Raw genomic sequence first — 22,456 nt, 5'->3', positions numbered from 1 at the left:
GATGAAACCGGCCCCTTTCACCTACCATCGGCCCGCGAACCTCGCTGAGGCGTTGGCGCTATTGCGCGCGCATGGACCCGCAGCGAAACCGATCGCCGGAGGACAAAGCCTCGGGCCGATGCTGAACATGCGACTGGCGCGTCCGAGCCATCTCGTCGATCTCAACGATCTGATCGAGCTGGACCGCGTCCGGGTGAAGGAGAACATGCTGGAAATCGGTGCGCTGACGCGCCATCACCGGCTTGCCAATGCGCCGGAAGTGCAGCGGAGCCTGCCGCTTCTCGGTGCCGCTGCCGCCTCGATCGGGCATTATGCGATCCGCCAGCGCGGCACGATCGGCGGCAGCCTCGCCCATGCGGACCCCGCCGCCCAGTTGCCTTTGATCGCGGTGACGCTGGGGGCGACGCTGGTGATTTCGGGAACCGCAGGCGCGCGCGAAGTTCCCGCTTCCGATTTCCTGCAATCGATCATGACGGTCGATCTGCGCGATGGCGAACTGATCACCGCGCTGCGCTTTCCGCTCCCCGTCGGCGATCTGTGGGCCTTCGAGGCCTTCTCCCGACGTCACGGCGATTTCGCGTTGGTCAGCGTCGCGCTCAGTTTCGCGCGCGACGCGGAGGGGAAGATCATTGCTTTGCGGCTCGGGCTTGGGGGCGTCGATACCGTTCCGCTGCGCCTGCCCGAGATCGAGGCGCGCGCTCAGGGTAGGCCTGCCGACGAGACCACCATCCGCGACCTCGCAGCCGCGTGTGCCGCGGCGATTGCGCCCGAAGACAGCGAGCAGGTGCCCGCGGTTTATCGCCGGGAGCTTGCCGAAACGCTCGTCATTCGCGCGTTCCAGTCCGCGTTGAACCGGGAGAAGGGTGCATGACCGCTCCGACACACAACCCCCTGACGCTTTCGCTGAGCGTGAATGGCGAGACTCACGAAGTTCGGGTGCCTGCGCGCAAGCTCCTGTCGGATGTGTTGCGCGAGGATCTTGCTCTGACCGGCACCCATGTTGGCTGCGAGCACGGCGTCTGCGGTGCCTGCACGATCCTGATCGACGGGCGCCCGGCCCGTGCCTGCCTGACTTTCGCCGCCCAGATGGAGGGCCACGAGGTCACGACGGTCGAGGCCATGGGGCGGCCCGATGCCCTCTCGGCGCTTCAACAGGCGCTGCACGAGGAACACGGGCTGCAATGCGGTTTCTGCACGCCCGGCATCGTGGTGACCTTCGAGCATTATTTGCGCGAGAACCCGGACCCGACCGCAGAGGAGGTGCGCGACGTCCTGTCTGGCAATCTGTGCCGCTGCACGGGCTATCAGAATATCGTCGCCGCCGTGCTGAAGGCTGCGGCCCGGATGCGTGGAGAGGCGGCATGAGCGGTGATTTCACAGAGATCGGTCGCGCCCTGCCGCGCAAGGAGGATCGACGCCTCGTCTCCGGTCGCGGGCGCTATCTCGACGATCTCGCCTTTCCCGGCGCGCTCCATGTGAGCTTCGTGCGCTCGCCCCACGCTCATGCGCGCATTCTGGGGATCGACAGCGCAGAAGCCTCCGAGATGCCCGGGGTCGTGGGTGTCTTCACCGGGCGCGATCTCGATCAGATGACGACGCGGCTGCGTCTCGCGCCGCCGATCGAAGGGTTGCAGCCAACCGAAATGACGACGCTGCCGATCGACAAGGTCCGTTTCCACGGCGATCCGGTGGTCTGCGTGGTCGCGACGGATCGCTACCTCGCCGAGGATGCAGCCGAGTGCGTTACAGTCGAATATGAACAGCTTCCGGCCGTAACCTCGATCGCGGAAGCTCTCGCTCCCGACGCGGCGCTGGTCGATGACAGCCTTTCGAGCAATCTGGTCTCGCATCAAAGCCTGAATGTCGGCGATCCCGCCGCGCGCCGGGCCGAGGCGCATCGTGTGGTCGAGGCCCGTTTCGCGCTTCATCGCCACACCCATGTTCCGCTGGAGACGCGCGGCTGCGTCGCCGATTGGGATGAAGGGCGCGCACATCTGAACATGCATATCGGCAATCAGGTTCCGCACCCGTTGCGCAGCCAGCTTGCTGCGCGGCTGGGCCTGTCGGAAAGCCAGGTCACGGTGATGAGCCCCGATGTGGGCGGCGCGTTCGGTCAGAAGATCGCGCTCTATCGCGAGGAACTCACGGTCGCGGCTCTGTCTCGTCACCTGCGACGCCCGGTTCGGTGGCGCGAGGACCGGATGGAGAACCTGATGGCCGCCGCGCATGCGCGGGAATACGAGTGCCGCACCCGCGCTTCGGTCAGCGAAACCGGACGGATCCTCGGTCTCGAGCTCGAGATCGACGAGGATTTCGGCGGCTACTGCTTCTACCCGGCCAATTACATGGCCCGCGTCATCGCGCTTATCATGACCGGGCCTTACCGGATTCAGGACTACGCCTATGAGGTCCGCGTCGCACTGACGAACAAATGCGGTGCTGGCCCGATGCGCGCGCCCATGGCCATCACGAGCTGGGTGATGGAAGGCACGATCGACGCCATCGCCCGCGAACTCGAACTCGACCCGGTCGAGCTGCGCCGCATCAACGCGCTCGGCCCCGAGGATCTGCCCTACAAGATGCCCACGGGCGAAATCCTCGAGGATGTCAGCCCGCGGGAAACGCTCGAGATCGCCGTGGAAGCGATCGATGTCGCCGCGTTCCGCGAACGGCAAGAGAAGGCGCTCGCCGAGGGGCGGTTTCTTGGGCTCGGGCTTTGCACGGTTATCGAAAGCACGACTTACGGATCGGAATTCTACAAAGCCGCCGGCATCCCCGGATCGGGCCATGAATCGGCATGGGTGCGGATCGAACCGAGCGGGGCGGTCAACGCCTCCGTCGGGCTGATGGGCACGGGGCAGGGTTACGAGAGCCCGCTTTCGCAGGCGGTTGCCGAAGGGCTCGGCGTGCGCTCGGAAGATGTCACGGTCCATATGGGCAATACCGATATCGCGCCATACGGGATGGGCAGCCGCGGTGGACGCGGCGCGACGGCCGGGGGCGGAACGCTCTATCTCTGTGCTCTCAAGGCGCGCGAGCGGGTGCTCGCGATTGCGGCTTCGATGCTCGATCTCAACGATGCTGGCGGGCTGCGCATGCGGGCGGGCCAGATCGAACGGATGATTGGCGACGACTGGCAGGAGACGGGGCTTGCGTTGCCGGATGTCGCGCGACGCGCCTATCTCGACCCGCTGGCGCTGCCCGAGGGGATCGCGCCGGGGCTCGACTTCTCGCACAGCTACGACCCGCCCGCGATGACCTATTCCAATTCGACCCATGCCTGCGAGGTCGAGGTCGATCCGCAGACCGGGGCGATTTCGATCGACCGCTATCTCGTCGCGGAGGACGCCGGCACCGTCCTCAACCCGATCGTCGTGCGCGGCCAGCAGCAAGGGGCGATCGCGATGGGGCTGAGCGGCGCGCTGCTGGAACAGGTCGTTTATGACGGCACGGGGCAGAACCTTTCCGCGACGCTCGCCGATTACCTCGTGGCCTCCCCGAACGAACTGCCGGAGTTCGAAATCCTGCATCACCATACGCCGAACCGCCGCACGCCCGCCGGGATCAAGGGCATGGCCGAAGGCGGCGTGATGGGTGCGATCGGCGTGATCGCCAATGCCGTGAGCGACGCGCTCGCGCCGCGCGGCGTGACGATCGAGCGTCTTCCGCTGACCCCCCAATCCATTCGCGCGCTCCTGCGGGACGCCGCGCCCAGCTCAACGAAAAGGACCCAGCCGTGACAGAAGAGAAACTCAGCGTCGGCTTCATCGGACTCGGAATCATGGGCCAGCACATGGCGGGGCATATCCTCGCCGCGGGGCATCCGCTCAACATCTACAACCGCACCCGCGCCAAGGGCGATGCCCTCGTCGCGAAGGGGGCGACATGGTGCGACAGCCCCGGCGCCGTGGCCGAGGTCAGCGACATCACGATCACCATCGTAGGCTACCCCGCCGATGTCGAACAGGTCTACCTCGGTGAGGGTGGGATCATCGCCAAGGCGCGCCCGGGCTCGGTGCTTATCGATATGACCACCTCGAGCCCGGCTCTGGCCGCGAAGATCGCGCAGGCGGCTCTTGCACGCAATATCTCCGCGCTCGATGCACCGGTGTCCGGCGGCGATGTCGGCGCGAAAGCGGGCAAGCTCGCGATCATGCTGGGCGGCGACCAGCGGGCGTTCGAGCGGGTTCTGCCGGTGCTGGAGTTGATGGGCGGAAATATCGCGCTGATGGGTAAGGCGGGGGCTGGCCAGCACACCAAGATGGCCAACCAGATCGCCATCGCCTCGACCATGCTCGCGGTCGCGGAAAGCATCAGCTATGCGCGCGCCGCCGGTCTGGAACCGATGCAGGTTCTCAAGGTCATCGGAACCGGGGCCGCGTCGAGCTTCCTGCTCAACGGGCTCGGACCGAAGATGGTCGATGAGGATTTCGCGCCCGGCTTCTTCGTCCATCATTTCGTCAAGGACATGTCGATCGCGCTGAGCGAGGCCGAAAGACTGGGCCTCGATCTGCCGGGCCTGTCTCTGGCGCGCAGCCTGTATGGCAAACTGGTGGATGACGGTTTCGGCGAAGAGGGCACGCAGGCGCTCTACCGCGCCTATAACGCGATCCATGCGGAGGCCGGGTGATGCGGTTCGAAGGCGATCACCTGATCCCGGCCGATCCCGAAACCGTCTGGCGTGGGCTCAACGATCCCGAGGTGCTGCGCCGCGCGATCCCGGGCTGCGAGGCGATGGAGCAGACGGGTGAGGCCGAATTCACCGCTACGGTCGTGGCGCGGGTGGGCCCGGTCTCGGCCAGCTTTCGCGGCAAGGTGGAGCTGAGCGATCTGGTCCCGCCCGTCTCATACCGGATCGCCGGGCGCGGGCAGGGTGGCCCTGCGGGCTTCGCCAAGGGCGGCGCGGAAATCAAGCTCGCGCCCGAAGGCGAGGGCACGCGTTTGTCCTATGTCGCCGATGTCGAGGTTGGTGGCAAACTGGCCGCGGTCGGCGGGCGATTGATCCAGGGCGTCGCGCGCAAGAATGCCGAGGATTTCTTCAATGCCTTCTCGCGGGTCGTGACCGGCGAGGCGGAGGATGTAAGTTCGGATAGCGCAGGCGCCGCCCCGACGGGTGCGGTGGCGACTGCGGCGGTGGGGCATATTCCGCTGATCGACCGCGTGGCTTGGCTTCTGGTCGGTCTTGGCCTCGGGTTTGGGATCTGCTGGCTCTTTGGTTGAAAGGACGCGCGATGAACATCACCCCGGCGATCAAGGCGATGGAAGACCAGTTGGTCGAATGGCGGCACGCGCTGCATCGCCGCCCCGAACTGGCCTTCGAAGAACACGAGACCGCTGCCTTCATCGCAGCTGAGTTGCGCAGGTTCGGGCTCGAGGTCCATGAGGGGCTCGCCGGGACCGGGGTGATCGGCGTTCTGCGTAATGGCGAAGGGCCGACGGTCGGCCTGCGCGCCGATATCGATGCGCTGCCGATTTCCGAACTGACCGGAGCGGACTATGCCTCCGAGATCCCCGGCAAGATGCATGCCTGTGGCCATGACGGTCACACCACGATGCTGCTCGGGGCGGCGCAGGTGATGGCGGTCGATCCGCCGGGTCCGGGCACGGTGGTGTTCATCTTCCAGCCCGCCGAGGAAAACGAAGGCGGCGCGCGGGTGATGATCGAGGATGGGTTGCTCGACCAGTTCCCGCTCGACAGCACCTTTGCGCTGCATAACTGGCCGGGGCTGGAGGCAGGCAAGATCGCGATGCGCGCTGGCCCAGTGATGGCCGCGTTCGACACGTTCGAACTGAAGGTGATGGGCAAGGGGTCGCATGGCGCGATGCCGCATGAGGGGATCGACCCGATCACGCTGGCCGCGCAGTTGCAGTTGGCGTGGCAGACGATTGTGAGCCGCGCGGTGGATCCGACCGACGCGACGGTGATTTCCGTGACGCAAATCCATGCGGGCCACACGCTCAATGTGATCCCCGACGAAGTGATCTTGCGCGGCACCGTGCGCACCCTGCGCCCCGCGACGCGTGACTTTGTGCAGGTCGAGATGACGCGCCGCGCCGAGATGATCGCCGAGGCGTTTCACGCCAAGGCCGAGTTGACCTATCAGCGTCGCTACCCGGCCACGATCAACGACGCGGGGGCCGCCGAAACGGCGCGCCGCGCGGCCGAGGCCATCGTGGGCCGCGATGCGGTGCAGGTCGATTACGCACCCAGCATGGCGAGCGAGGATTTCGCGTTCCTTCTGGATAAGGTGCCCGGCGCCTATGGCTGGATCGGCAACGGATCGGCAGAGGGCGGGCGCAATCTGCACAGCCCGCATTACGATTTCAACGATGCGATCCTTCCGCTCGGCGTGCAGTTCTTCGTCGAGGTCGCGCATCGCGCGCTGGCCGGGTCGAACGATTGAGGGTCCAGCCGTGACCCATCCCGCCGCGCAAGATCCCTGGTTCGAACTGGCAAGGTCTGACAAACCCGGTGCGATTGCGGTTATCTCCGGCATCGAAGGTCCAGCCTATCGCAATCTCGGCACCGCGATGGCGATCTTGCCGGACGGTCGGCGCTTCGGGGCGCTGAGCTCCGGCTGTATCGAAGAAGATGTGGTCGACCATGCGCTCGCGGCGCTGGCCGACGGGAAGGTGCGCAAGCTGCGCTATGGCGCGGGCTCGCCCTTTTTCGATCTGAGACTGCCCTGCGGCGGCGCGCTCGAGGTCACAGTGATCCCCGCGCCGGACTGCGCCTTGTTGACCGAGTTGGCAGACCGGCGCACACGGCGCGAGGAGACGGCCTTAGGGTTGAGCGCGTCGGGTGGCTTGCGTTTCGCGCCCAAGGACGAGGCTCCCGACGAGACGGTTGATCTGCGTATCGCTTTCCTCCCGGAGCCTCGCTTCGTGATCTTTGGGGCTGGCGCCGAGGCGGTCTTCTTCGCCGATCTGGTGCGCGCCACCGGCGCGCCGCATCTTCTTTTGACGCCCGAAGACGACACGTTTGCCAATGCTGAAGGCGCTGGTTGCACGGTGCGAAAATTGGACCGAAGCGCGATCCCTCCAGATGTTGTCATCGACGCCCACACCGCCGTGATCCTTCTGTTTCACGATCACGATTGGGAACTGGATATACTTCATGAAGCGCTCGCAACCCCCGCGTTCTATATCGGAGCGCAGGGAAGCATGCGCACGCAAAATCGCCGACAGAAAGGCTTGCAGGCCCGTGGTGTCGAGGCGGCGTCCCGCGCGCGGGTTCGCGGGCCGATCGGGGTGATCCAATCCGCGCGCGACCCAAGGCTGCTGGCCGTGTCGGTGCTGGCCGAAGTGTTTGCAGAAGTGCAGCGCGGTCTATGAAATTCGAGGGTGCCGGCCCGAACTAGTCCCTGCGAACCTTATCTAAGCCCAAAGCTGCTCTGCGCGACAAAAGTTCGACCCATGTCTTGAGCGGCGCTTTTCTTTCGGCAGGCGTCACGGCAGAGAACACCGTCGATGTCTTTGGTGGTCGATCCTTCTTGGCTGCCCTGCTCTCGCCCGCAGTTAGGCCTTCCGACTTTTCAAGAAGCGCCGGACGTAGAAGCCGAGGCCTACCAGGATCGCAACCAGCACCACACCGTTGAGGGCGTGCATCGTGTTGCGCAGGGCCGGGCTTTTGTCCCACTCTTCGCCGAGCTTGAGGCCGACATAGGCAAGGACGAGGCACCAGGGCCACGAGCCCATGAATGTGTAGATCTGGAACTTCCAAAACGGCATCCGTGCGATGCCGGCCGGGAGGGAGATGAAGGTTCTCACCAGCGGCAAGAGCCTCGAGATAAAGACCGCGGCGCTGCCGAAACGGGAGAACCAGCGATCGGCCCGGTCCAGATCCGAGGGGCTGAGCAAGATGTAGCGCCCCCAGCGTTCCACGGCCTTGCGACCGCCATAGGCACCGGCGAGATAGGCGATCGTCGAGCCGATATTGCAGCCGAGCGCACCAACGGTGGCGACAAGGAGCAGCGAGAACTGACCGGTGGACGCGAGATAGCCCGAGAAGGGCATGATCACTTCAGATGGGAGTGGGATGCAGGCAGATTCAATCGCCATCAAAGCAGCAATCCCGGCATAGCCCATGGAGCTGATTGCATGGGTTATAAAGCCCGCGATGGCTGCCATCAGTCCTGAAAACATGTCCTGTTCTTTCCACTGCTAAACGAGGTCGGATCGCCGAGCTGCGCGTTATCGAAGCGACTCTCCAAGACGCTCTGCACGGAGCCTGTCCCGCGGCTAGGCGCGTTAGAGGAAGGTGTGGCGGCGACGAGGACGGGAAAGAAATCTCGCGAAAGCGTGTCCAAGCCGCGCCCATTCGGCTTCCGTTTTTCCGATGAGCTGCGAGGGCGGGCTTTGTCGCAGGGCGCGGATGCTTGGTCAATTTAAGATGCTTGGTCCAATTAAACTGGCGAACAGTTCGTCGCGCCTCATTTCCGTTAGGTGACCTCGAACAGGTCGTTGATCTGACGGCAATTGTCTGCGCCAATCACAAGTCAGTGCAAGGCGCGACCCGCGCCGCGATCGGGAACCATTATCAAGAAGACGGACATGCCGCGGCCTCTCACAGTGCTCGGCAAGCGCACGGAAGACCGGAGGATACAGACAATACCTATTGACGAACCCGGTCCACTTACAGGGATCGCTGCGGTTCAGGGTAATAGGTCCAAGCAACAAACCGGCTTGTCTTCTGCCCTTGTCCCATTTCGACGACCTTGAATTCGGCAACCTTCGCATTCCTCAGCAGTCTGGAGAGTGGCCGCAGGTTGTCTTTCTTGGAGACCAGGGAGGTAAACCATAGACATTGATCGGCGAAATCGAGGCTCTGCTCGATCATTCTGGCGATGAAGCCAATCTCGCCACCGGGGCACCAAAGTTCTGCGTTCTGGCCACCGAAATTGAGTTTTTTCGAGTGCCCTTTGCCAAGGTTCCGCCACTTCCGCCGGCTGCCCTTGTCTGCCTGTTCAAGTGACGCGTGAAACGGCGGATTGCACAGGGTGACGTGGAAGATGTCATCGGGCTCGATGACCCCTTTGAAGATATCTTCCGGATTGTTCTGGCGCCTGAGCCTTATGTTCAGGCCGTTTCGCTTGCAGATCTGGCGCGCCGATTTGATTGAGACAGGATCGATGTCGACCCCGGTGAAATCCCAGCCATATTCATGCTGACCAATCAGCGGATATACGAGGCTGGCACCTGTCCCTATGTCCAGAGCCTTGATGTCAGGCCCGTGCGGGATCTTTCGGCCATTACTCTCAGCAAGAAGATCCGCCAGATAATGGATGTAATCGACCCGCCCGGGGATCGGGGGGCAGAGGTAAGTGGCGGGGATCTCCCAGAACTCAATATCGTAGTGCGTCAGCAAAAGCGCCTGGTTGAGCATGCGGACCGCGTCCACGTCCGAAAAATCGATCGTCATCCGGCCGCGGGGATTTCTTGTCGTGAAGGCCTCCAGTCCGGGTGACTGCGCGATCAGCCGTTCGAAGTCATACCCCTCCCGGTGTTGATTGCGTGGGTGCAACATCGGTTTGATGGCCATCGAAAAACCTTCATGCATCTTGGTGGGGAAAACGCGTCCAACTGGATGCGATCATAGGTTTTCATGGCGGCGTGAGGAATGCCCGAACGGCCATACCAGAACTTTACAAAGGCACCAACCACTGCGGCGCAGCTCCTCTGGGCCTGCTACAGGACATCAACCGACCCGAAAGACGTCGTCCTTGGTAAAGTTCGGGTCGCAAACTGGACTGACAATTGGCCAAGATCTTCTAGAAATTCTTTGCCGAGGGAGACGGATGCCGAATTTCCCTTTCGACCCCCGAGAAGGAAAGTGACGACACGGTGAAGAAGCTGGGCCTCGACGCCACCGATATCCGTATCCTGAGTGCCGTTCAGCGCCATGGGCAGTTGAGCAAGACGCGCCTGTCCGAAATCGTGAATATCTCGGCGACGCCTTGCTGGGCACGGCTCGATCGGCTGAAGGCGGCGGGGTATATAAGGGGCTATCACGCCGATATCGCGCTTGAGCGGGTCGTCGACTTTACGCAAGTGGTCGTCACGATCTCCCTGACCCATCATCGCAAGGCCGATTTCGAAAGGTTCGAAGCGTGGTTGTATCGCCACGACGAGATTACCGAGTGCATCGCGACGGGCGGCGGAATGGACTACGTGATGAAAGCTGTTTGCAGGAGCCTCACGGCATTCCAGGTGCTGATGCAGGACATGATGGATGCCGAGCTCGGCGTCGATCGTTACATGACCTACATCGCCACTCGCGTGGTCAAAGCCTCCCACCCGAACATCGCAAAAATGGCGGGGCCGGTTCCGGCCGACCGAACGGCCTGAAGCGGGCTGCAATTTCAGTCCGAACGGTCCTGAAAACGCCCGTCATTTGGACCGCTGCGCGCCGATTTCGTCGCTTAAATCCGAGTCATCTACCACCGCGTCCCGGATCGACAGATCGGGCTTCAGCAAAGGCGCAAAACGATGAAGGCAGACGAGTTCGGCTTCGGCACCCAGATCCGCAAATCCCCCTATTTCGACGCCACCGTCCGGTGGGGCGCGAAGGGGTTTTCCGTCTACAATCATATGTATATCCCGCGCGACTTCGGCGACCCCGAGCAGAACTTCTGGAACCTGGTCAACGATGCCATCCTGTGCGACGTGGCCGTCGAGCGTCAGGTCGAGATCACGGGTCCGGATGCGGCGCGCTTCGTTCAGATGCTCACGCCGCGCGACCTGTCCAAGATGGCTGTCGGACAGTGCAAATACATCCTGATTACCAATGCACAGGGCGGTATCCTGAACGACCCGATCTTGCTGCGGCTGGCCGAAAATCACTTCTGGATCTCGCTCGCCGATAGCGACATCCTGCTCTGGGCGCAGGGCGTTGCCGTGCATTCCGGCCTCGACGTGCAGATCTGCGAACCCGACGTGTCGCCGCTGCAGCTTCAGGGGCCGAAGTCCGGCCAGATCATGCAGGCGCTCTTCGGCGACGAAATCCTCAGCCTCAAATACTACTGGCTGCGTGAGCTGGAACTCGATGGAATCCCGTTGGTGGTCTCCCGGACCGGATGGTCTAGCGAACTGGGCTATGAGCTTTATCTCCGCGACGGTTCCAAGGGGGATGCTCTGTGGGAACGGATCATGGCGACGGGCGTGAAGTTCGGGCTGAAGCCGGGTCACACCTCGTCCATTCGGCGCATCGAGGGAGGCATGCTCTCCTACCATGCTGATGCTGACATCAACACCAATCCTTACGAGCTCGGTCTCGACCGACTTGTGAATCTCGATATGGAGGCCGAATTCATCGGCAAGGCAGCGTTGCGAGCCATCCGCGACGAGGGGGTGACGCGGATGCAAGTGGGCCTTGTCATCGACGCGGAGCCTCTGGCGGGGCCGAACACGACCTTCTGGCAGATCAACCAGAATGGCGAGGAGATCGGCAAGGTGACGTCCGCCATCTACTCGCCTCGCTTGGAACGCAATATCGCGCTGGCGATGGTCGGTGTGAGCCACGCGCAGATCGGCATGAAGGTCGAAGTGGTTCTGCCATCCGGTCCGACCCTCGCCACGGTGGTTGAACGACCCTTCTTCGACCCGAAAAAAGCGCTCGCGGCAGCCTGACCCAAAGACCTCGCCAAAAGCCCCTTCCAACCTACGGGATTGGTGGGGGGCATAAATGTGCGCTGGGCCATCAGGCCCAGGTCGTGGGATCAAGACGAAAGTATGTCGTCAGCTGGTCGTAGAGCGCGGGTTCGGCGTGTTTGAGCTCCACCGGTCGCTCGAAGAATACCTCGACCAGAACGGCGAAAAACTCTTCCGGCCCCTCGGCGCCATAAGCGTCGATCACGGTCCGGCGCCCATGGCTCACTTGCTGAACATGGTGCTTGTATGCCTCTGCGAATACCGTCACCCAGCCAGAAAAGCTTTGGTCTTTTTCGAGCGCCGGAATTCCATCAGTGCGTCCCGAAAGATCGTCGAGCTGGTGGGCAAATTCATGAAACACGACGTTATGGCCATCGTGATCGTTGAAGGCCCCCCTCTGGGCGTGCGTCCAAGACAGAACGACGGGGCCGCGCGCCCAGCTCTCCCCGGTTCGGATCGACTCGCGTTCCGTCAAAACATAACCGTTGCGCTGAGCCTGCCGGGACTTGAAGGCTCCGGGATAGATCAGAATAGTGCGAAGGTGGTCATACCAGCTCGGTGAATTGACGATGAGCAGACAGGCCTGGGCGGCGATGGAAAGCCGCATTTCATCGGTCACGTCCAAGCCATCGCAGCCGATGAAGTCGACTTGGTCCAACAACAGACTGATCTTGCCTTCGAGGCGATCTCGCAGGTCGGGCGGTAGTTTCCGGATCAAAGGGACCTGCTGCTGCACGATGACACGCTGAGGCTCCGGAAGCGCGGTATTCAGTAGATGGGCGCGCTTCTGTCGCTTGAACCAGAAGATATATCCAATGCAGCCTGTGGCAAGGATCACGAGGATAAGCAAAGCTGTCATTACCGCGGTCCAATCTCGGCTGGTCTATTTGATGGCGTAGATATCTGCAGAGAATAATGCAAATGGCGCATCCAAACAGACGCGCCGGACCGGTTAGTCTAACAGCCCGAAAGCTCCGATATCCTGCCTCCCCAATGCGATTCCGAAAAACCGCGTAGGTTGCCAAGCTGGTCCCGATCCCCGAAGATTCCGGCCGAATGCGAAGCGGCTCGAAGCAGGGCCCACGCGGCAGCAAAAAGAGGATGCGATGAAACTGAATGTCTATCTGGCGGGCGAAATTCATACCGATTGGCGCGAGGCGGTGAAGTCGGCCTGCGAGGGGTTGGATATCGAATGGTCGGGGCCTGTCACCGATCACGGCGCTTCGGATGATTGCGGGGTCGAGATCTTCGGCGCCGAAGAGGACAAGTTCTGGCATGACCGCAAGGGCGCGTCGCTCAACGCGATCCGGATTCGCACCGGGATAGAGCGCTGCGACGTGCTCGTCGTCTGTTTCGGCGAGAAATACAAGCAGTGGAATGCGGCCTTCGATGCGGGTTATGCGGCGGCGCTCGGCAAACCGATTATCGTGCTTCAGCCGCCCGAGCATGACCATGCGCTCAAGGAGGTCGATGCTGCGGCCAATGCGGTCGCGCGCACGCCCGAACAGGTGGCCCGCGCCCTGCGCTATGTGACGACGGCGGCGCTGTAAGGCGCAACGGTGCCCCGCCCGGATCAGCCGCGTGAGCGGCCCGGGCAGCGCGAGCGAATTTGTGATGAGGGCGGCGCCCTCCCGGGGGGAGGTCGGGCGCTGCCCGGGGCTGGTCGCCCCCGGCGTCGGTCTGAGCTGGGACCGGAGTCTCGCTGGTCCCCAAACGAAGACGCCCCCCGCAGTCAGTCCTGCGAGGGGCGCGAATTTTCTCAAGCCAGACGATCAGGCGAGATCGAAGCGATCGGCGTTCATCACCTTCATCCAGGCAGCTACGAAGTCTTCCACGAACTTCTCGCTCGCGTCGTCCTGAGCGTAGACCTCGGCATAGGCGCGCAGGATCGCGTTCGAGCCGAAGACCAAATCGACGCGGCTCGCGGTCCATTTCACCGCGCCGGTCTTGCGGTCGCGGATCTCGTAGGACCCGTCGCCCACCGGATGCCAGCTATAGCCCATATCGGTCAGGTTGACGAAGAAGTCGGTCGTCAGCTGGCCTTCGCGGTCGGTAAAGACGCCGTGCTTGGTGCCGCCATGGTTGGTGCCGATCGCCCGCATGCCGCCGATCAGGACGGTCATTTCAGGCGCGGTCAGCCCCATCAGCTGGGCACGATCCAGAAGCATCTCCTCGGGCGAGACGACGTAGTCCTGCTTGAGCCAGTTGCGGAAGCCGTCGGCGAGCGGTTCGAGCACGTCGAAGCTGTCGGCATCGGTCATCTCGTCGGTCGCGTCGCCGCGACCCGGTGCGAAGGGCACTGCGATGTCGTGACCAGCCGCCTTGATCGCCTTCTCGACGCCGACATTGCCCGCGAGCACGATCACGTCCGCCACCGAGGCACCTGCTTCCGCCGCGATCGGTTCGAGCACCGAGAGCACCTTCTGCAGACGCGCAGGCTCGTTGGCTTCCCAGTCTTTCTGCGGAGCCAGACGGATGCGCGCGCCATTGGCGCCGCCCCGCATGTCCGAGCCGCGATAGGTGCGTGCGCTGTCCCATGCGGTCGAGACCAGCTCGGCCACAGACAGATCCGACGCCGCGATCTTCGCCTTCACAGCCTCGACGTCCCAATCGGTCGAACCGGCGGGGACCGGGTCCTGCCAGACCAGATCTTCCGACGGCACCCACGGACCCTTGTAGCGAACCTTCGGGCCCATGTCGCGGTGGGTCAGCTTGAACCAGGCGCGGGCGAAGGTGTCCTTGAAATACTCCGGGTCGGCCATGAATTTCTGGCAGATCTCGTTGTAGATCGGGTCGACCTTCATCGCCATGTCGGCGTCGGTCATCATCGGCATCCGGCGCTTGGTCGGGTCCGACGGGTCCCGCGGCATGTCTTCTTCGGCGATGTCCACCGGCTTCCACTGTTTCGCGCCAGCGGGGCTCTGGGTGACTTCCCATTCGTGACCGAAGAGCATCTCGAAATAGCCCATGTCGAATTCGAGCGGGTTCGTCGTCCATGCGCCTTCCGGCCCGCCGGTGATCGCGTTGCTCGCTTGCCCTTTGAGGTTCGGGTTGAACCAGCCGAGGCCCTGCTGATCGACATCGGCCGCTTCCGGCTCCGCGCCGAGGGCCGACGCGTCACCATTGCCGTGGCATTTGCCGACGGTGTGGCCGCCCGCCGTCAGCGCGGCGGTTTCCTCGTCATTCATCGCCATGCGCGCGAAGGTCTCACGGACTTGTGCCGCGGTCTTCATCGGGTCGGGCTGGCCGTTGACGCCTTCGGGATTCACGTAGATCAGGCCCATTTGCACAGCGGCGAGCGGGTTTTCCATCGTGTCGGGCTTGTCGACATTGGCGTAGCGTTCGTCCGACGGCGCGAGCCATTCCTTCTCGGCGCCCCAGTAGGTGTCCTTCTCGGGATGCCAGATGTCCTCGCGACCAAAGCCGAAGCCGAAAGTCTTCAGCCCCATGCTTTCATAAGCGACGGTGCCAGCAAGGATGATCAGGTCCGCCCAGCTGAGCCGGTTGCCGTATTTCTTCTTGAGCGGCCAGAGCAGGCGACGGGCCTTGTCGAGGCTCGCATTGTCGGGCCAGGAGTTGAGCGGTGCGAAGCGGATATTGCCGGTGCCCGCGCCGCCGCGGCCATCGGCGAGACGATAGGAGCCCGCCGAGTGCCAGGCGAGACGGATCATCAGCCCGCCGTAATGGCCCCAGTCAGCCGGCCACCACTCCTGGCTTTCGGTCAGCAGCGCATGCAGATCGGCTTTCAGCGCCTCATAGTCGAGCTTCTCGACCTCTTCGGCATAGTCGAAGCTGCGCCCCAGCGGGTCCGTCTTGGTGTCATGCTGGTGCAGGATGTCGAGGTTGAGCGCCTGCGGCCACCAATTCATCACGTTCGAGCCAAGCTCGGTATTTCCGCCATGCATCACCGGGCACTTGCCGCCGGTGTTCACTTCGTTTCCGTCCATCTGTGCTTCCTCCTGCTGAGCACGGGGTTGATCGAACAGACCGGTCGAGGTCTGACGTGCCGCAGTTTACTCGAACGGAGCCCGGGCACGTGAATTCACATCTTAGATGATGGTGATAGCAGGCGTTGTGATAAATAAAAATTTGTAAATTATAATTATGGACATAAGCTAAAGTTATGGTTTCGTGGTGTAGTGGCGAAACCGAAGTTCTCAGGGCGTTTTTCGCTCGTCGCGGTAAGGCTTTCGGTCTTTCCGGATTTGGAGAGGGTTGCCAAGGACGGCTACCCTGCGGAACGCTTCTATGCGAGGGAACGGCCTCGGTGATCTCTCGCGACGAACCTGTTGACTCCTCTTTTCGGATGACAGTCGTGGCGAGAGGGAAGCTCGAGGCAGAGCGCAGCCGTCACGACGCGGATGGCCCTGTCCCGGGCTTGCCTCAGAGCGCGGTCCAGACGCCTCCCGCCTGGGATGATCGCAAGGCCGCCGAGATGAAGCGCATTCCCGCCAAGCCATCAGCAACGCCAGGCAGCAATCCAAGCGGTCTGGGTTCGCCGCGCTCGTGGGCCAGAATCGCGTCAGCTGCGGCGCTATAGATATTGCCGAAAGCCTCGAGGAACCCTTCCGGATGGCCAGCCGGAACACGCGCCATCTCGGCCACCTCGGGCGTGAGCCCCGGCCCGCCCCGGGACAGCAGATACGGGGGCTCTCCGAATGGGGAGACGCGTAAGCTGTCGGGCGCGGTTTGCAGCCATTCAAGCCCCGCCGTCTCGCCGTAAACACGCAGCTTCAGCCCATTCTCGTTGCCCGGGGAGACCTGGCTGGCCCAGAGCATACCCTTCGCTCCGCTCTCATAACGGATCAACATCTGCACGTCGTCATCGACCGCGCGTCCGGCCACGAAACTGGTGAGTTCGGCGCAGACTTCGCGCGGCTCAAGACCCGAGACAAAGCTCGCGAGGTTCATTGCGTGGGTGCCGATATCACCGAGCGAACCCGCTGCACCGGCGCGCGCGGGATCGGTGCGCCAGACCGCCTGTTTCGTGCCATCCGTATCCACCGGTTCGGTGAGCCAGTCCTGCGGATACTCGACCTGAACGACCCGGATGCGCCCGAGCTGTCCGGCTTCCACCATAGCGCGGGCCTGTCGCACCATCGCGTAGCCGGTGTAGTTATGTGTGAGCACAAAGAGCGCGTCTGAGGCGCGCACCTCTTCGGCCAATGCCTCCGCCTCCTCGAGCGTGCGCGTCATGGGCTTGTCGCAGATCACGTGGATGCCCGCGCGCAGGAAGGCGGTCGCGACAGGCGCATGCATATGGTTGGGGGTTACGATCGACACCGCCTCGATCCCGTCGGGCCGCGCCGCTTCTTCTCGCGCCATCACTTCGAAATCCGCGTAGCTGCGCTTGGGGTCCAACCCCAGTGCCGCCGCGGAGCGATGCGCGCGCGCAGGCTCGGAAGCAAGCGCCCCCGCCACCAGTTCGAACCGGTCGTCGAGCCGTGCGGCGATGCGGTGAACGCCCCCTATGAAGGCTCCCTCGCCGCCGCCGACCATGCCGAGGCGCAGTTTGCGATGTCCGTTCGTCTCGTTCACGTCTTGCTCTCCAGCCCGAGAATACGCCGAGCGGCACCTTCGTCGGTGCCCGCGCCTGCGAAATCGTCGAATGCGTGATCGGTCACGCGGATGATGCGGCGGGCGATGAACTCCGCCCCCTCGCGCGCGCCATCCTAAGGATGCTTGAGCGCGCACTCCCATTCAAGCACGGCCCAGCCGTCGAAGTCATGCGCTGCCATCTGCGAGAAGATCCGCCCGAAATTCACCTGCCCGTCGCCAAGCGACCGGAACCGCGCCCGCGCGGTTCACCCACGACTGGTAGCCTCGGTAGACGCCCTGGCGCCCCGAGGATACGAATTCCGCATCCTTGACGTAGAAGGCCCGGATACGGTTGTGGCGGCGCGCTTGCCCCTTACCGACTTCCTCAGCAAATACTTCCTCCTTGGGCTGGACGGACACATGTGATGTGGAAAAGCCGGGAAGCTTTCGTCGATCTTGTTTTGGCGTATTGCGGGTCGGCGTGGTTGGCGCACCGGAAAAGGTTGACCGGGCGAGGCCCCGGCAATACCAACGATCGAAGGGCGAGATGGAGTCTCGCCCCGATCCCGTTTTTGTCCTGAACGCCCGGACCTGTCGCGCGCGCCTACCGATACCTCGGACGGCGCCGAGGAGGCATCATGGCATTATCCGCAAATCCCAGCACCGCCACCTTCGAGCACAAGCGTATCGGAATGGCGTCGATGGCGCTCGCAATGGCGCTCCTGCCGGTGGGGGACGCGATCTCGAAATCGCTCACCACGGTCATTGCGCCTTTCGAGGTCACCTTGCTGCGCTCATTGGCACAGGCCGCGTTCTTCCTGCCGGTTGCGTGGGTCATGCGTCGTCACCTCGCGGGTCCGATCCTCTCGGGGGCGTCCCTCATCTCGGCCGGGCTGATCGTGACCGTGCTCTATTCGCTCATCACCGCTTTCGAGGTCATGCCCATCGCCACGGCGATCGCGATCTTCTTCGTCGAGCCGCTGCTTCTCACCTTGCTTGCCGGGCCGTTCCTTGGGGAGGTTCCGGGCCCGCGTCGCTTCGCTGCCGTCGGGGTCGGGCTCGTCGGCGCGCTGATCGTGATTCGGCCGAACTTTGCCGTGTTCGGTCCGGTCGCGTTGCTGCCGCTGCTGGCCGCCCTGTGCTATGCGCTCAACATGATCGTCCTGCGCAAGGCGCGTGGCGGGCAATCCCCCCTGAGCTTCCAATTGGGCGCCTCGCTCTGCGCCGCGGGCCTCCTGCTGTTTATCGAGATACTCCGCCATCTCAGCGGGCTCGCTCCGGACCTGCCTCTCTTGCCCGGTTGGACGGGCTATGCGGTGCTCGCCGCCGGGGCGCTGTCGACGGTGACGTTCCTGATGATCACTTTTGCGTTCTCTCGCGTCGAGGCGAGCCTGCTGGCCCCGTTCCAGTATCTCGAGATCGTTGGTGCGACAGTCCTCGGGTTTCTGGTGTTCGGCGACATTCCCGACGCGCTCACGTTCCTCGGCACCGGGATCATCCTGGCATCCGGAATCTATGTCTTCCATCGCGAAAGGGTGCAGGACGGGCCTGACGAAAAGGAATTTCGCGCGCGCTCCTGAGGCGGCGGCGTCGTTCTCCGCGCCAAGAATTCGGAGACGGCTATCTCCTCCTTGCTGGCGCATCACATTCATCCAATGGCTCGCCATTATCCCACGGAAGTGGCTTCCATCAGGGGGAGATGGCCTTGCCCGAAGGCTTGCATTCGGGGGTGGTATGGCGTTTTGCTGCCGTTATCCGCAACAGCCGAAAGGCAGAACCGTTGAAAACCCGTAGCTTCGCCGTAATCGGCCTTGGGACGTTTGGAAGTACTGTGGCGAGCGAACTCGCCCGCTTCGGCAACCCTGTCCTGGGGATCGACATCGAAGGGCGAAATGTTACGAGGCTCGCAGAAACCCTGACAGAGGCCATAATCGCCGATGGCAAGGACGAGGCGGCGTTGCGTGAGGCGGGAGTCGGTAATTACGACGTCGCCGTCGTTGCGATTGGTGAAGACCTCGAGGCCAATGTGCTTTGCACGATGAACGTCAAGATGCTCGGTGTCGAGACGATCTGGGTCAAGGCACTCAATCGCACGCATCACCGCATTCTTACCAAGTTGGGTGCGGATCGTGTGATCCTGCCAGAGCAGGAAGTCGGTCAGCACATCGCGCAGATGCTCCACAATCCGTTGGTGCGGGACTATGTGAGCCTCGGGAACGGTTATCACGTGGTCGACCTGAACGTTCCGGCGAAGCTCGATGGCAAAGTCGTCGGCAGCGCCGCAATTCTCGAGAAATACAACCTCAGGGCCCTCGGTGCCATGCGCGAGAACCAGTATCTGTCTTGCGATAGTGACGAGCTCACGCTGCGTGAAGGTGACAAGCTTCTGCTGCTCGGCAAGCGGTCCGATCTGCGGCATTTCGGAGACGACTTGCGTGACGGTAAATGACCGATGGCGCGCATTTATTCCAAGCGTCAGGCTCCGCATCTCGCACCACCTCTTGTCCTGATCCTCATTTATGCTGGACTCATCGTGCTTGGCTGCGCTGCGCTGAAGCTGCCCTTTGCGACGACCACCCCGATCACGTGGTCTGATGCGGCCTTCACTGCCACGTCCGCCGTAACCGTGACCGGTCTGGCGGTTGTCGATACTGGAAGCGCCTTCACTCTGTTTGGTCAGGCCGTGGTGATGCTGCTGATCCAGCTCGGCGGTCTCGGGCTGATGACTTTTGCCGTGCTGATCCTGTCGATGTTCGGGCTGCCAGTGGGGTTCACCCATCGGCTCTATCTGAGAGAGGATCTGAATCAGACGTCCGCGACGGATTTGCTGGCACTGACCCGGATGATCCTCAAGGTCGTTTTCATTTGCGAATTCGTTGGCGCCGCTCTCCTTGCATCGGTTTTCGTGCCTGAGGCAGGGTGGGGCGAGGGTCTCTGGCAAGCGCTCTTCCACTCGGTCTCCGCTTTTAACAACGCTGGATTCGCGCTTTTCCCGGACAGTTTGAGCAAATGGGTTGGAAACCCGATCATCAATCTTACCATTCCAGCGCTCTACATACTTGGCGGCCTCGGCTTCACGGTCGCCTCCGATATCTGGCGGGTAAGACGTTGGCATCGCTTTTCGTTGCACACCAAGCTGATGCTTGTCGGCACGATAGCGTTGCTCATTTGGTCCGCACTGGCATTCGGGATTATGGAATGGACAAATCCGGGCACGCTGGGGAGCCTCTCGTGGTCCGATCGGCTCTGGGCCAGTTGGTTCCAGGGAGCCACGACGAGAACGGCGGGCTTCAACACTGTCGAGATCGGCAATCTCACAGACGGCACTTCGCTCATGTTCATGACGCTGATGGTCATCGGCGCGGGCAGCACGTCGACCGGCGGCGGCATAAAAGTCACGACCTTCATCGTCCTGCTGCTCGCAACGGTCGCCTTCTTCCGGCAGCGTTCGAGTATCCAGGTCTTCGGGCGCGAGCTCGGTCTCGATCAGGTCATGAAAGTTCTCGCCCTCGCGATCATCAGCGTTCTGCTGATCCTTTGCGCGCTCTTCGCACTGCTGCTCTGCCATGAAGGCGATTTTCTCGATCTTGCCTTCGAGACCACCTCTGCCTTCGGCACCGTCGGCTTGTCGCGCGGCATCACTGGCGATTTTGATGGTGCCGGACGCGCTATCATCATGGCGGTGATGTTCGTGGGCCGCGTAGGTCCTCTCACCCTCGGTTTCCTGCTTGCCACACGGCGGCCCCGACGGATCGGCTATCCGGCCGGAACGGTGTATCTCGGCTAGGACCAGTCATGAATTTCGTATCTTTCATCAACGGTCTTACACTGGTTTTCTTCGCCGCCTTGATGGGCATCGATGCGCTTCTTTTTTCGGATACAGCCAAGGTTTTTGCGCTCTCCGGCGCACTGGTGGGCGCTTTGGGTGCGACGATCAGCGTCGCCTCCCGCTCGTCCTTTCTCGGCTTGGGGCGGCTTCACGCTTTCCTGCTCACGTCGTCGGTTTGGCTTACCGCCGCAATTGCCGGCGCCGTTCCGCTCGCAATGTGGTCGCTCACTCCCGTGGATGCTCTGTTCGAGGCGATGTCGGGGATTACGACGACGGGCTCTACGGTGATGAGCGGTCTCGATACCACACCGCGCGGCATCATCATGTGGCGAGCGCTGCTTCAGGCTGTCGGTGGCGTCGGGTTCATCGTCACCGGCATCGCCTTGTTGCCGATCCTGAAGGTCGGCGGCATGCAGCTCTTCCGCACCGAGAGCTCGGACAAAGGGGACAAAGAACTGAGCAACACTGCGAAGTTCGCCTCGGTGACGCTGCAGATTTACGTAGCTCTCATCGGGCTTTGTACGCTTGCCTACCTTGCTGGTGGCATGAACTTCTTCGACGCGGTGACCCACGCCATGACCACGTTGTCGACCGGTGGATATTCAGGCTATGACGCGTCCTTCGGCCATTTCGACAGCCCATTCCTGCAATGGACTGCGACGCTTTTCATGCTGCTTGGGGCCTTTCCGTTCGCATGGTATATCCGCGGCATCTATCGGCGGACGGTTCGAAGCGAGCAGGTCGAAGCCATGCTGCTCACCTTGGGGGTCGTCATCATCGGGCTGACGGTTTGGCTCGTCTGGACAAGTGGAACGCCGCCGCTGACCGCTCTTCGCATGGTCGCCTTCAACGTCGTCTCTGTCGTGACGACCACAGGCTACGCCACGACCGACTACACTGTCTGGGGGCCGTTCGCGGTTGTTGCCTTTTTCATTCTCTCTGCAGTAGGGGGCTGCACCGGATCGACCGCGGGTGGCGCGAAGGCGATGCGTTGGATCGTATTTTCCAAGGCGGCGCGCGCACAGATGAAAGTGATTAGATTACCGCGTCGGGTTGTCTCCATAAAATACGAGGGGCGCGTGATCGAGAATGACGTCCTCGCGGGCGTTATCGCCTTTTTCGTTATCTATATGGCGACGTTCCTAGGGCTCACCACGCTTCTGGGCTTTTTCGGTCTCGACTTTGCGACGGCAACCAGCGGAGCTTTGACGGCTTTGGCAAATGTCGGACCAGGGGTCGGACCAATCATCGGTCCGGCTGGGAATTTCTCCTCCCTCAGCGATCCCGTGAAGATAATTTTGACCTTCGGGATGTATCTCGGACGTCTGGAAATTCTCACGGTATTGGTGCTCTTCAAGCCCGAATTTTGGCGTGAGATCGCGGTTTTGGGGGAACGGGCGTGATCTCCAAGGGGGGCAGTCCGTCACTCTGAACAAAGCT

19 protein-coding genes and 1 pseudogene are annotated in these 22,456 nt (G+C 62.5%); 14 read left to right on the top strand and 6 right to left on the bottom strand.

The window, feature by feature from the left end; genetic code table 11:
* The first annotated feature begins 1 nt into the window (after position 1).
* The 7 genes from B6V74_RS04700 to B6V74_RS04670 are packed head-to-tail and all read left to right on the top strand — an operon-like array spanning position 2 to position 7,335.
* Positions 2-871: an FAD binding domain-containing protein gene (locus B6V74_RS04700; protein ID WP_088722092.1), complete on the top strand. Its 870-nt coding sequence runs from the start codon at positions 2-4 to the stop codon at positions 869-871.
* The gene (locus B6V74_RS04695; RefSeq protein ID WP_088722091.1) at positions 868-1,365 is read left to right on the top strand and encodes a (2Fe-2S)-binding protein; all 498 of its coding nucleotides are present in this window, start codon (positions 868-870) and stop codon (positions 1,363-1,365) included. The genes B6V74_RS04700 and B6V74_RS04695 overlap by 4 nt, the downstream gene beginning before the upstream one ends.
* Positions 1,362-3,740 (top strand): xanthine dehydrogenase family protein molybdopterin-binding subunit, encoded by a 2,379-nt coding sequence (locus tag B6V74_RS04690; RefSeq protein ID WP_088722090.1) that lies wholly within the window; start codon positions 1,362-1,364, stop codon positions 3,738-3,740. The genes B6V74_RS04695 and B6V74_RS04690 overlap by 4 nt, the downstream gene beginning before the upstream one ends.
* A complete protein-coding gene (locus tag B6V74_RS04685; RefSeq protein WP_088722089.1) occupies positions 3,737-4,630 on the top strand; it encodes an NAD(P)-dependent oxidoreductase in 894 nt (297 codons plus the stop codon). The genes B6V74_RS04690 and B6V74_RS04685 overlap by 4 nt, the downstream gene beginning before the upstream one ends.
* Positions 4,630-5,220 (top strand): carbon monoxide dehydrogenase subunit G, encoded by a 591-nt coding sequence (locus B6V74_RS04680; RefSeq protein ID WP_088722088.1) that lies wholly within the window; start codon positions 4,630-4,632, stop codon positions 5,218-5,220. Before B6V74_RS04685 ends, B6V74_RS04680 begins: the two co-directional genes overlap by 1 nt.
* Positions 5,221-5,231: 11 nt before the next feature.
* Positions 5,232-6,404, top strand: coding sequence for a M20 aminoacylase family protein (locus B6V74_RS04675; protein WP_088722087.1), 1,173 nt, complete (start codon positions 5,232-5,234; stop codon positions 6,402-6,404).
* Entirely contained in the window at positions 6,331-7,335 is a 1,005-nt protein-coding gene (locus tag B6V74_RS04670; protein ID WP_088722086.1) for an XdhC family protein, read from the top strand. Before B6V74_RS04675 ends, B6V74_RS04670 begins: the two co-directional genes overlap by 74 nt.
* A 183-nt stretch (positions 7,336-7,518) precedes the next feature.
* Here B6V74_RS04670 and B6V74_RS04665 read toward each other — a convergent pair whose 3' ends face one another.
* A complete protein-coding gene (locus B6V74_RS04665) occupies positions 7,519-8,145 on the bottom strand; it encodes a DedA family protein (RefSeq protein ID WP_088722085.1) in 627 nt (208 codons plus the stop codon).
* A gap of 490 nt (positions 8,146-8,635) precedes the next feature.
* Positions 8,636-9,541, bottom strand: coding sequence for a 23S rRNA (adenine(1618)-N(6))-methyltransferase RlmF (gene rlmF, locus B6V74_RS04660; RefSeq protein WP_088722084.1), 906 nt, complete (start codon positions 9,539-9,541; stop codon positions 8,636-8,638).
* A 302-nt stretch (positions 9,542-9,843) separates the two neighbouring features.
* On the opposite strand from rlmF, the gene B6V74_RS04655 reads away from it, so the two are divergent.
* Positions 9,844-10,347: an Lrp/AsnC family transcriptional regulator gene (locus B6V74_RS04655; protein WP_088722083.1), complete on the top strand. Its 504-nt coding sequence runs from the start codon at positions 9,844-9,846 to the stop codon at positions 10,345-10,347.
* A gap of 141 nt (positions 10,348-10,488) precedes the next feature.
* Positions 10,489-11,628 (top strand): glycine cleavage T C-terminal barrel domain-containing protein, encoded by a 1,140-nt coding sequence (locus tag B6V74_RS04650; RefSeq protein WP_088722082.1) that lies wholly within the window; start codon positions 10,489-10,491, stop codon positions 11,626-11,628.
* A 70-nt stretch (positions 11,629-11,698) separates the two neighbouring features.
* Here B6V74_RS04650 and B6V74_RS04645 read toward each other — a convergent pair whose 3' ends face one another.
* The gene (locus tag B6V74_RS04645) at positions 11,699-12,508 is read right to left on the bottom strand and encodes a M90 family metallopeptidase (RefSeq protein ID WP_088722081.1); all 810 of its coding nucleotides are present in this window, start codon (positions 12,506-12,508) and stop codon (positions 11,699-11,701) included.
* Between the two features lie 247 nt (positions 12,509-12,755).
* Here B6V74_RS04645 and B6V74_RS04640 point away from each other — a divergent pair, with 247 nt between their 5' ends.
* On the top strand, positions 12,756-13,199 hold the full coding sequence (locus B6V74_RS04640; protein ID WP_078604465.1) for a YtoQ family protein: 444 nt from the start codon (positions 12,756-12,758) through the stop codon (positions 13,197-13,199).
* Positions 13,200-13,421: 222 nt separating this feature from the next.
* Here the strand turns inward: B6V74_RS04640 and katG are convergent, their stop codons facing one another.
* The 3 genes and pseudogenes from katG to B6V74_RS19120 all read right to left on the bottom strand — a co-directional run.
* A complete protein-coding gene (katG, locus tag B6V74_RS04635) occupies positions 13,422-15,596 on the bottom strand; it encodes a catalase/peroxidase HPI (protein WP_088722080.1) in 2,175 nt (724 codons plus the stop codon).
* Between the two features lie 436 nt (positions 15,597-16,032).
* Positions 16,033-17,148 carry a Gfo/Idh/MocA family oxidoreductase gene (locus tag B6V74_RS04630; protein ID WP_088722193.1) on the bottom strand — a complete coding sequence of 372 codons (1,116 nt, stop codon included), beginning with the start codon at positions 17,146-17,148 and terminating at the stop codon, positions 16,033-16,035.
* Between the two features lie 35 nt (positions 17,149-17,183).
* A pseudogene (locus B6V74_RS19120) lies at positions 17,184-17,541 on the bottom strand (TIM barrel protein); the annotation flags it as partial.
* A gap of 284 nt (positions 17,542-17,825) precedes the next feature.
* Between B6V74_RS19120 and B6V74_RS04620 the strand changes: the two are divergent.
* The 4 genes from B6V74_RS04620 to B6V74_RS04605 all read left to right on the top strand — a co-directional run bounded on the left by B6V74_RS04620 (position 17,826) and on the right by B6V74_RS04605 (position 22,419).
* Positions 17,826-18,767 carry a DMT family transporter gene (locus B6V74_RS04620; RefSeq protein WP_240497046.1) on the top strand — a complete coding sequence of 314 codons (942 nt, stop codon included), beginning with the start codon at positions 17,826-17,828 and terminating at the stop codon, positions 18,765-18,767.
* A gap of 119 nt (positions 18,768-18,886) precedes the next feature.
* Positions 18,887-19,636 (top strand): TrkA family potassium uptake protein, encoded by a 750-nt coding sequence (locus tag B6V74_RS04615; RefSeq protein WP_088719253.1) that lies wholly within the window; start codon positions 18,887-18,889, stop codon positions 19,634-19,636.
* 3 nt (positions 19,637-19,639) lie between these two features.
* Entirely contained in the window at positions 19,640-20,974 is a 1,335-nt protein-coding gene (locus tag B6V74_RS04610) for a TrkH family potassium uptake protein (RefSeq protein ID WP_088722079.1), read from the top strand.
* An 8-nt stretch (positions 20,975-20,982) separates the two neighbouring features.
* Positions 20,983-22,419, top strand: a complete 1,437-nt coding sequence (locus B6V74_RS04605) for a TrkH family potassium uptake protein (protein ID WP_088722078.1) — start codon at positions 20,983-20,985, stop codon at positions 22,417-22,419.
* The last annotated feature ends 37 nt before the right edge of the window (positions 22,420-22,456 follow it).

The organism is Thioclava sp. F42-5 (assembly GCF_002213195.1).
Taxonomy (GTDB): domain Bacteria; phylum Pseudomonadota; class Alphaproteobacteria; order Rhodobacterales; family Rhodobacteraceae; genus Thioclava; species Thioclava nitratireducens.
The sequence above is the reverse complement of the archived record's forward strand: the minus strand, read 5'-3'. Positions and strand labels throughout refer to the sequence as shown.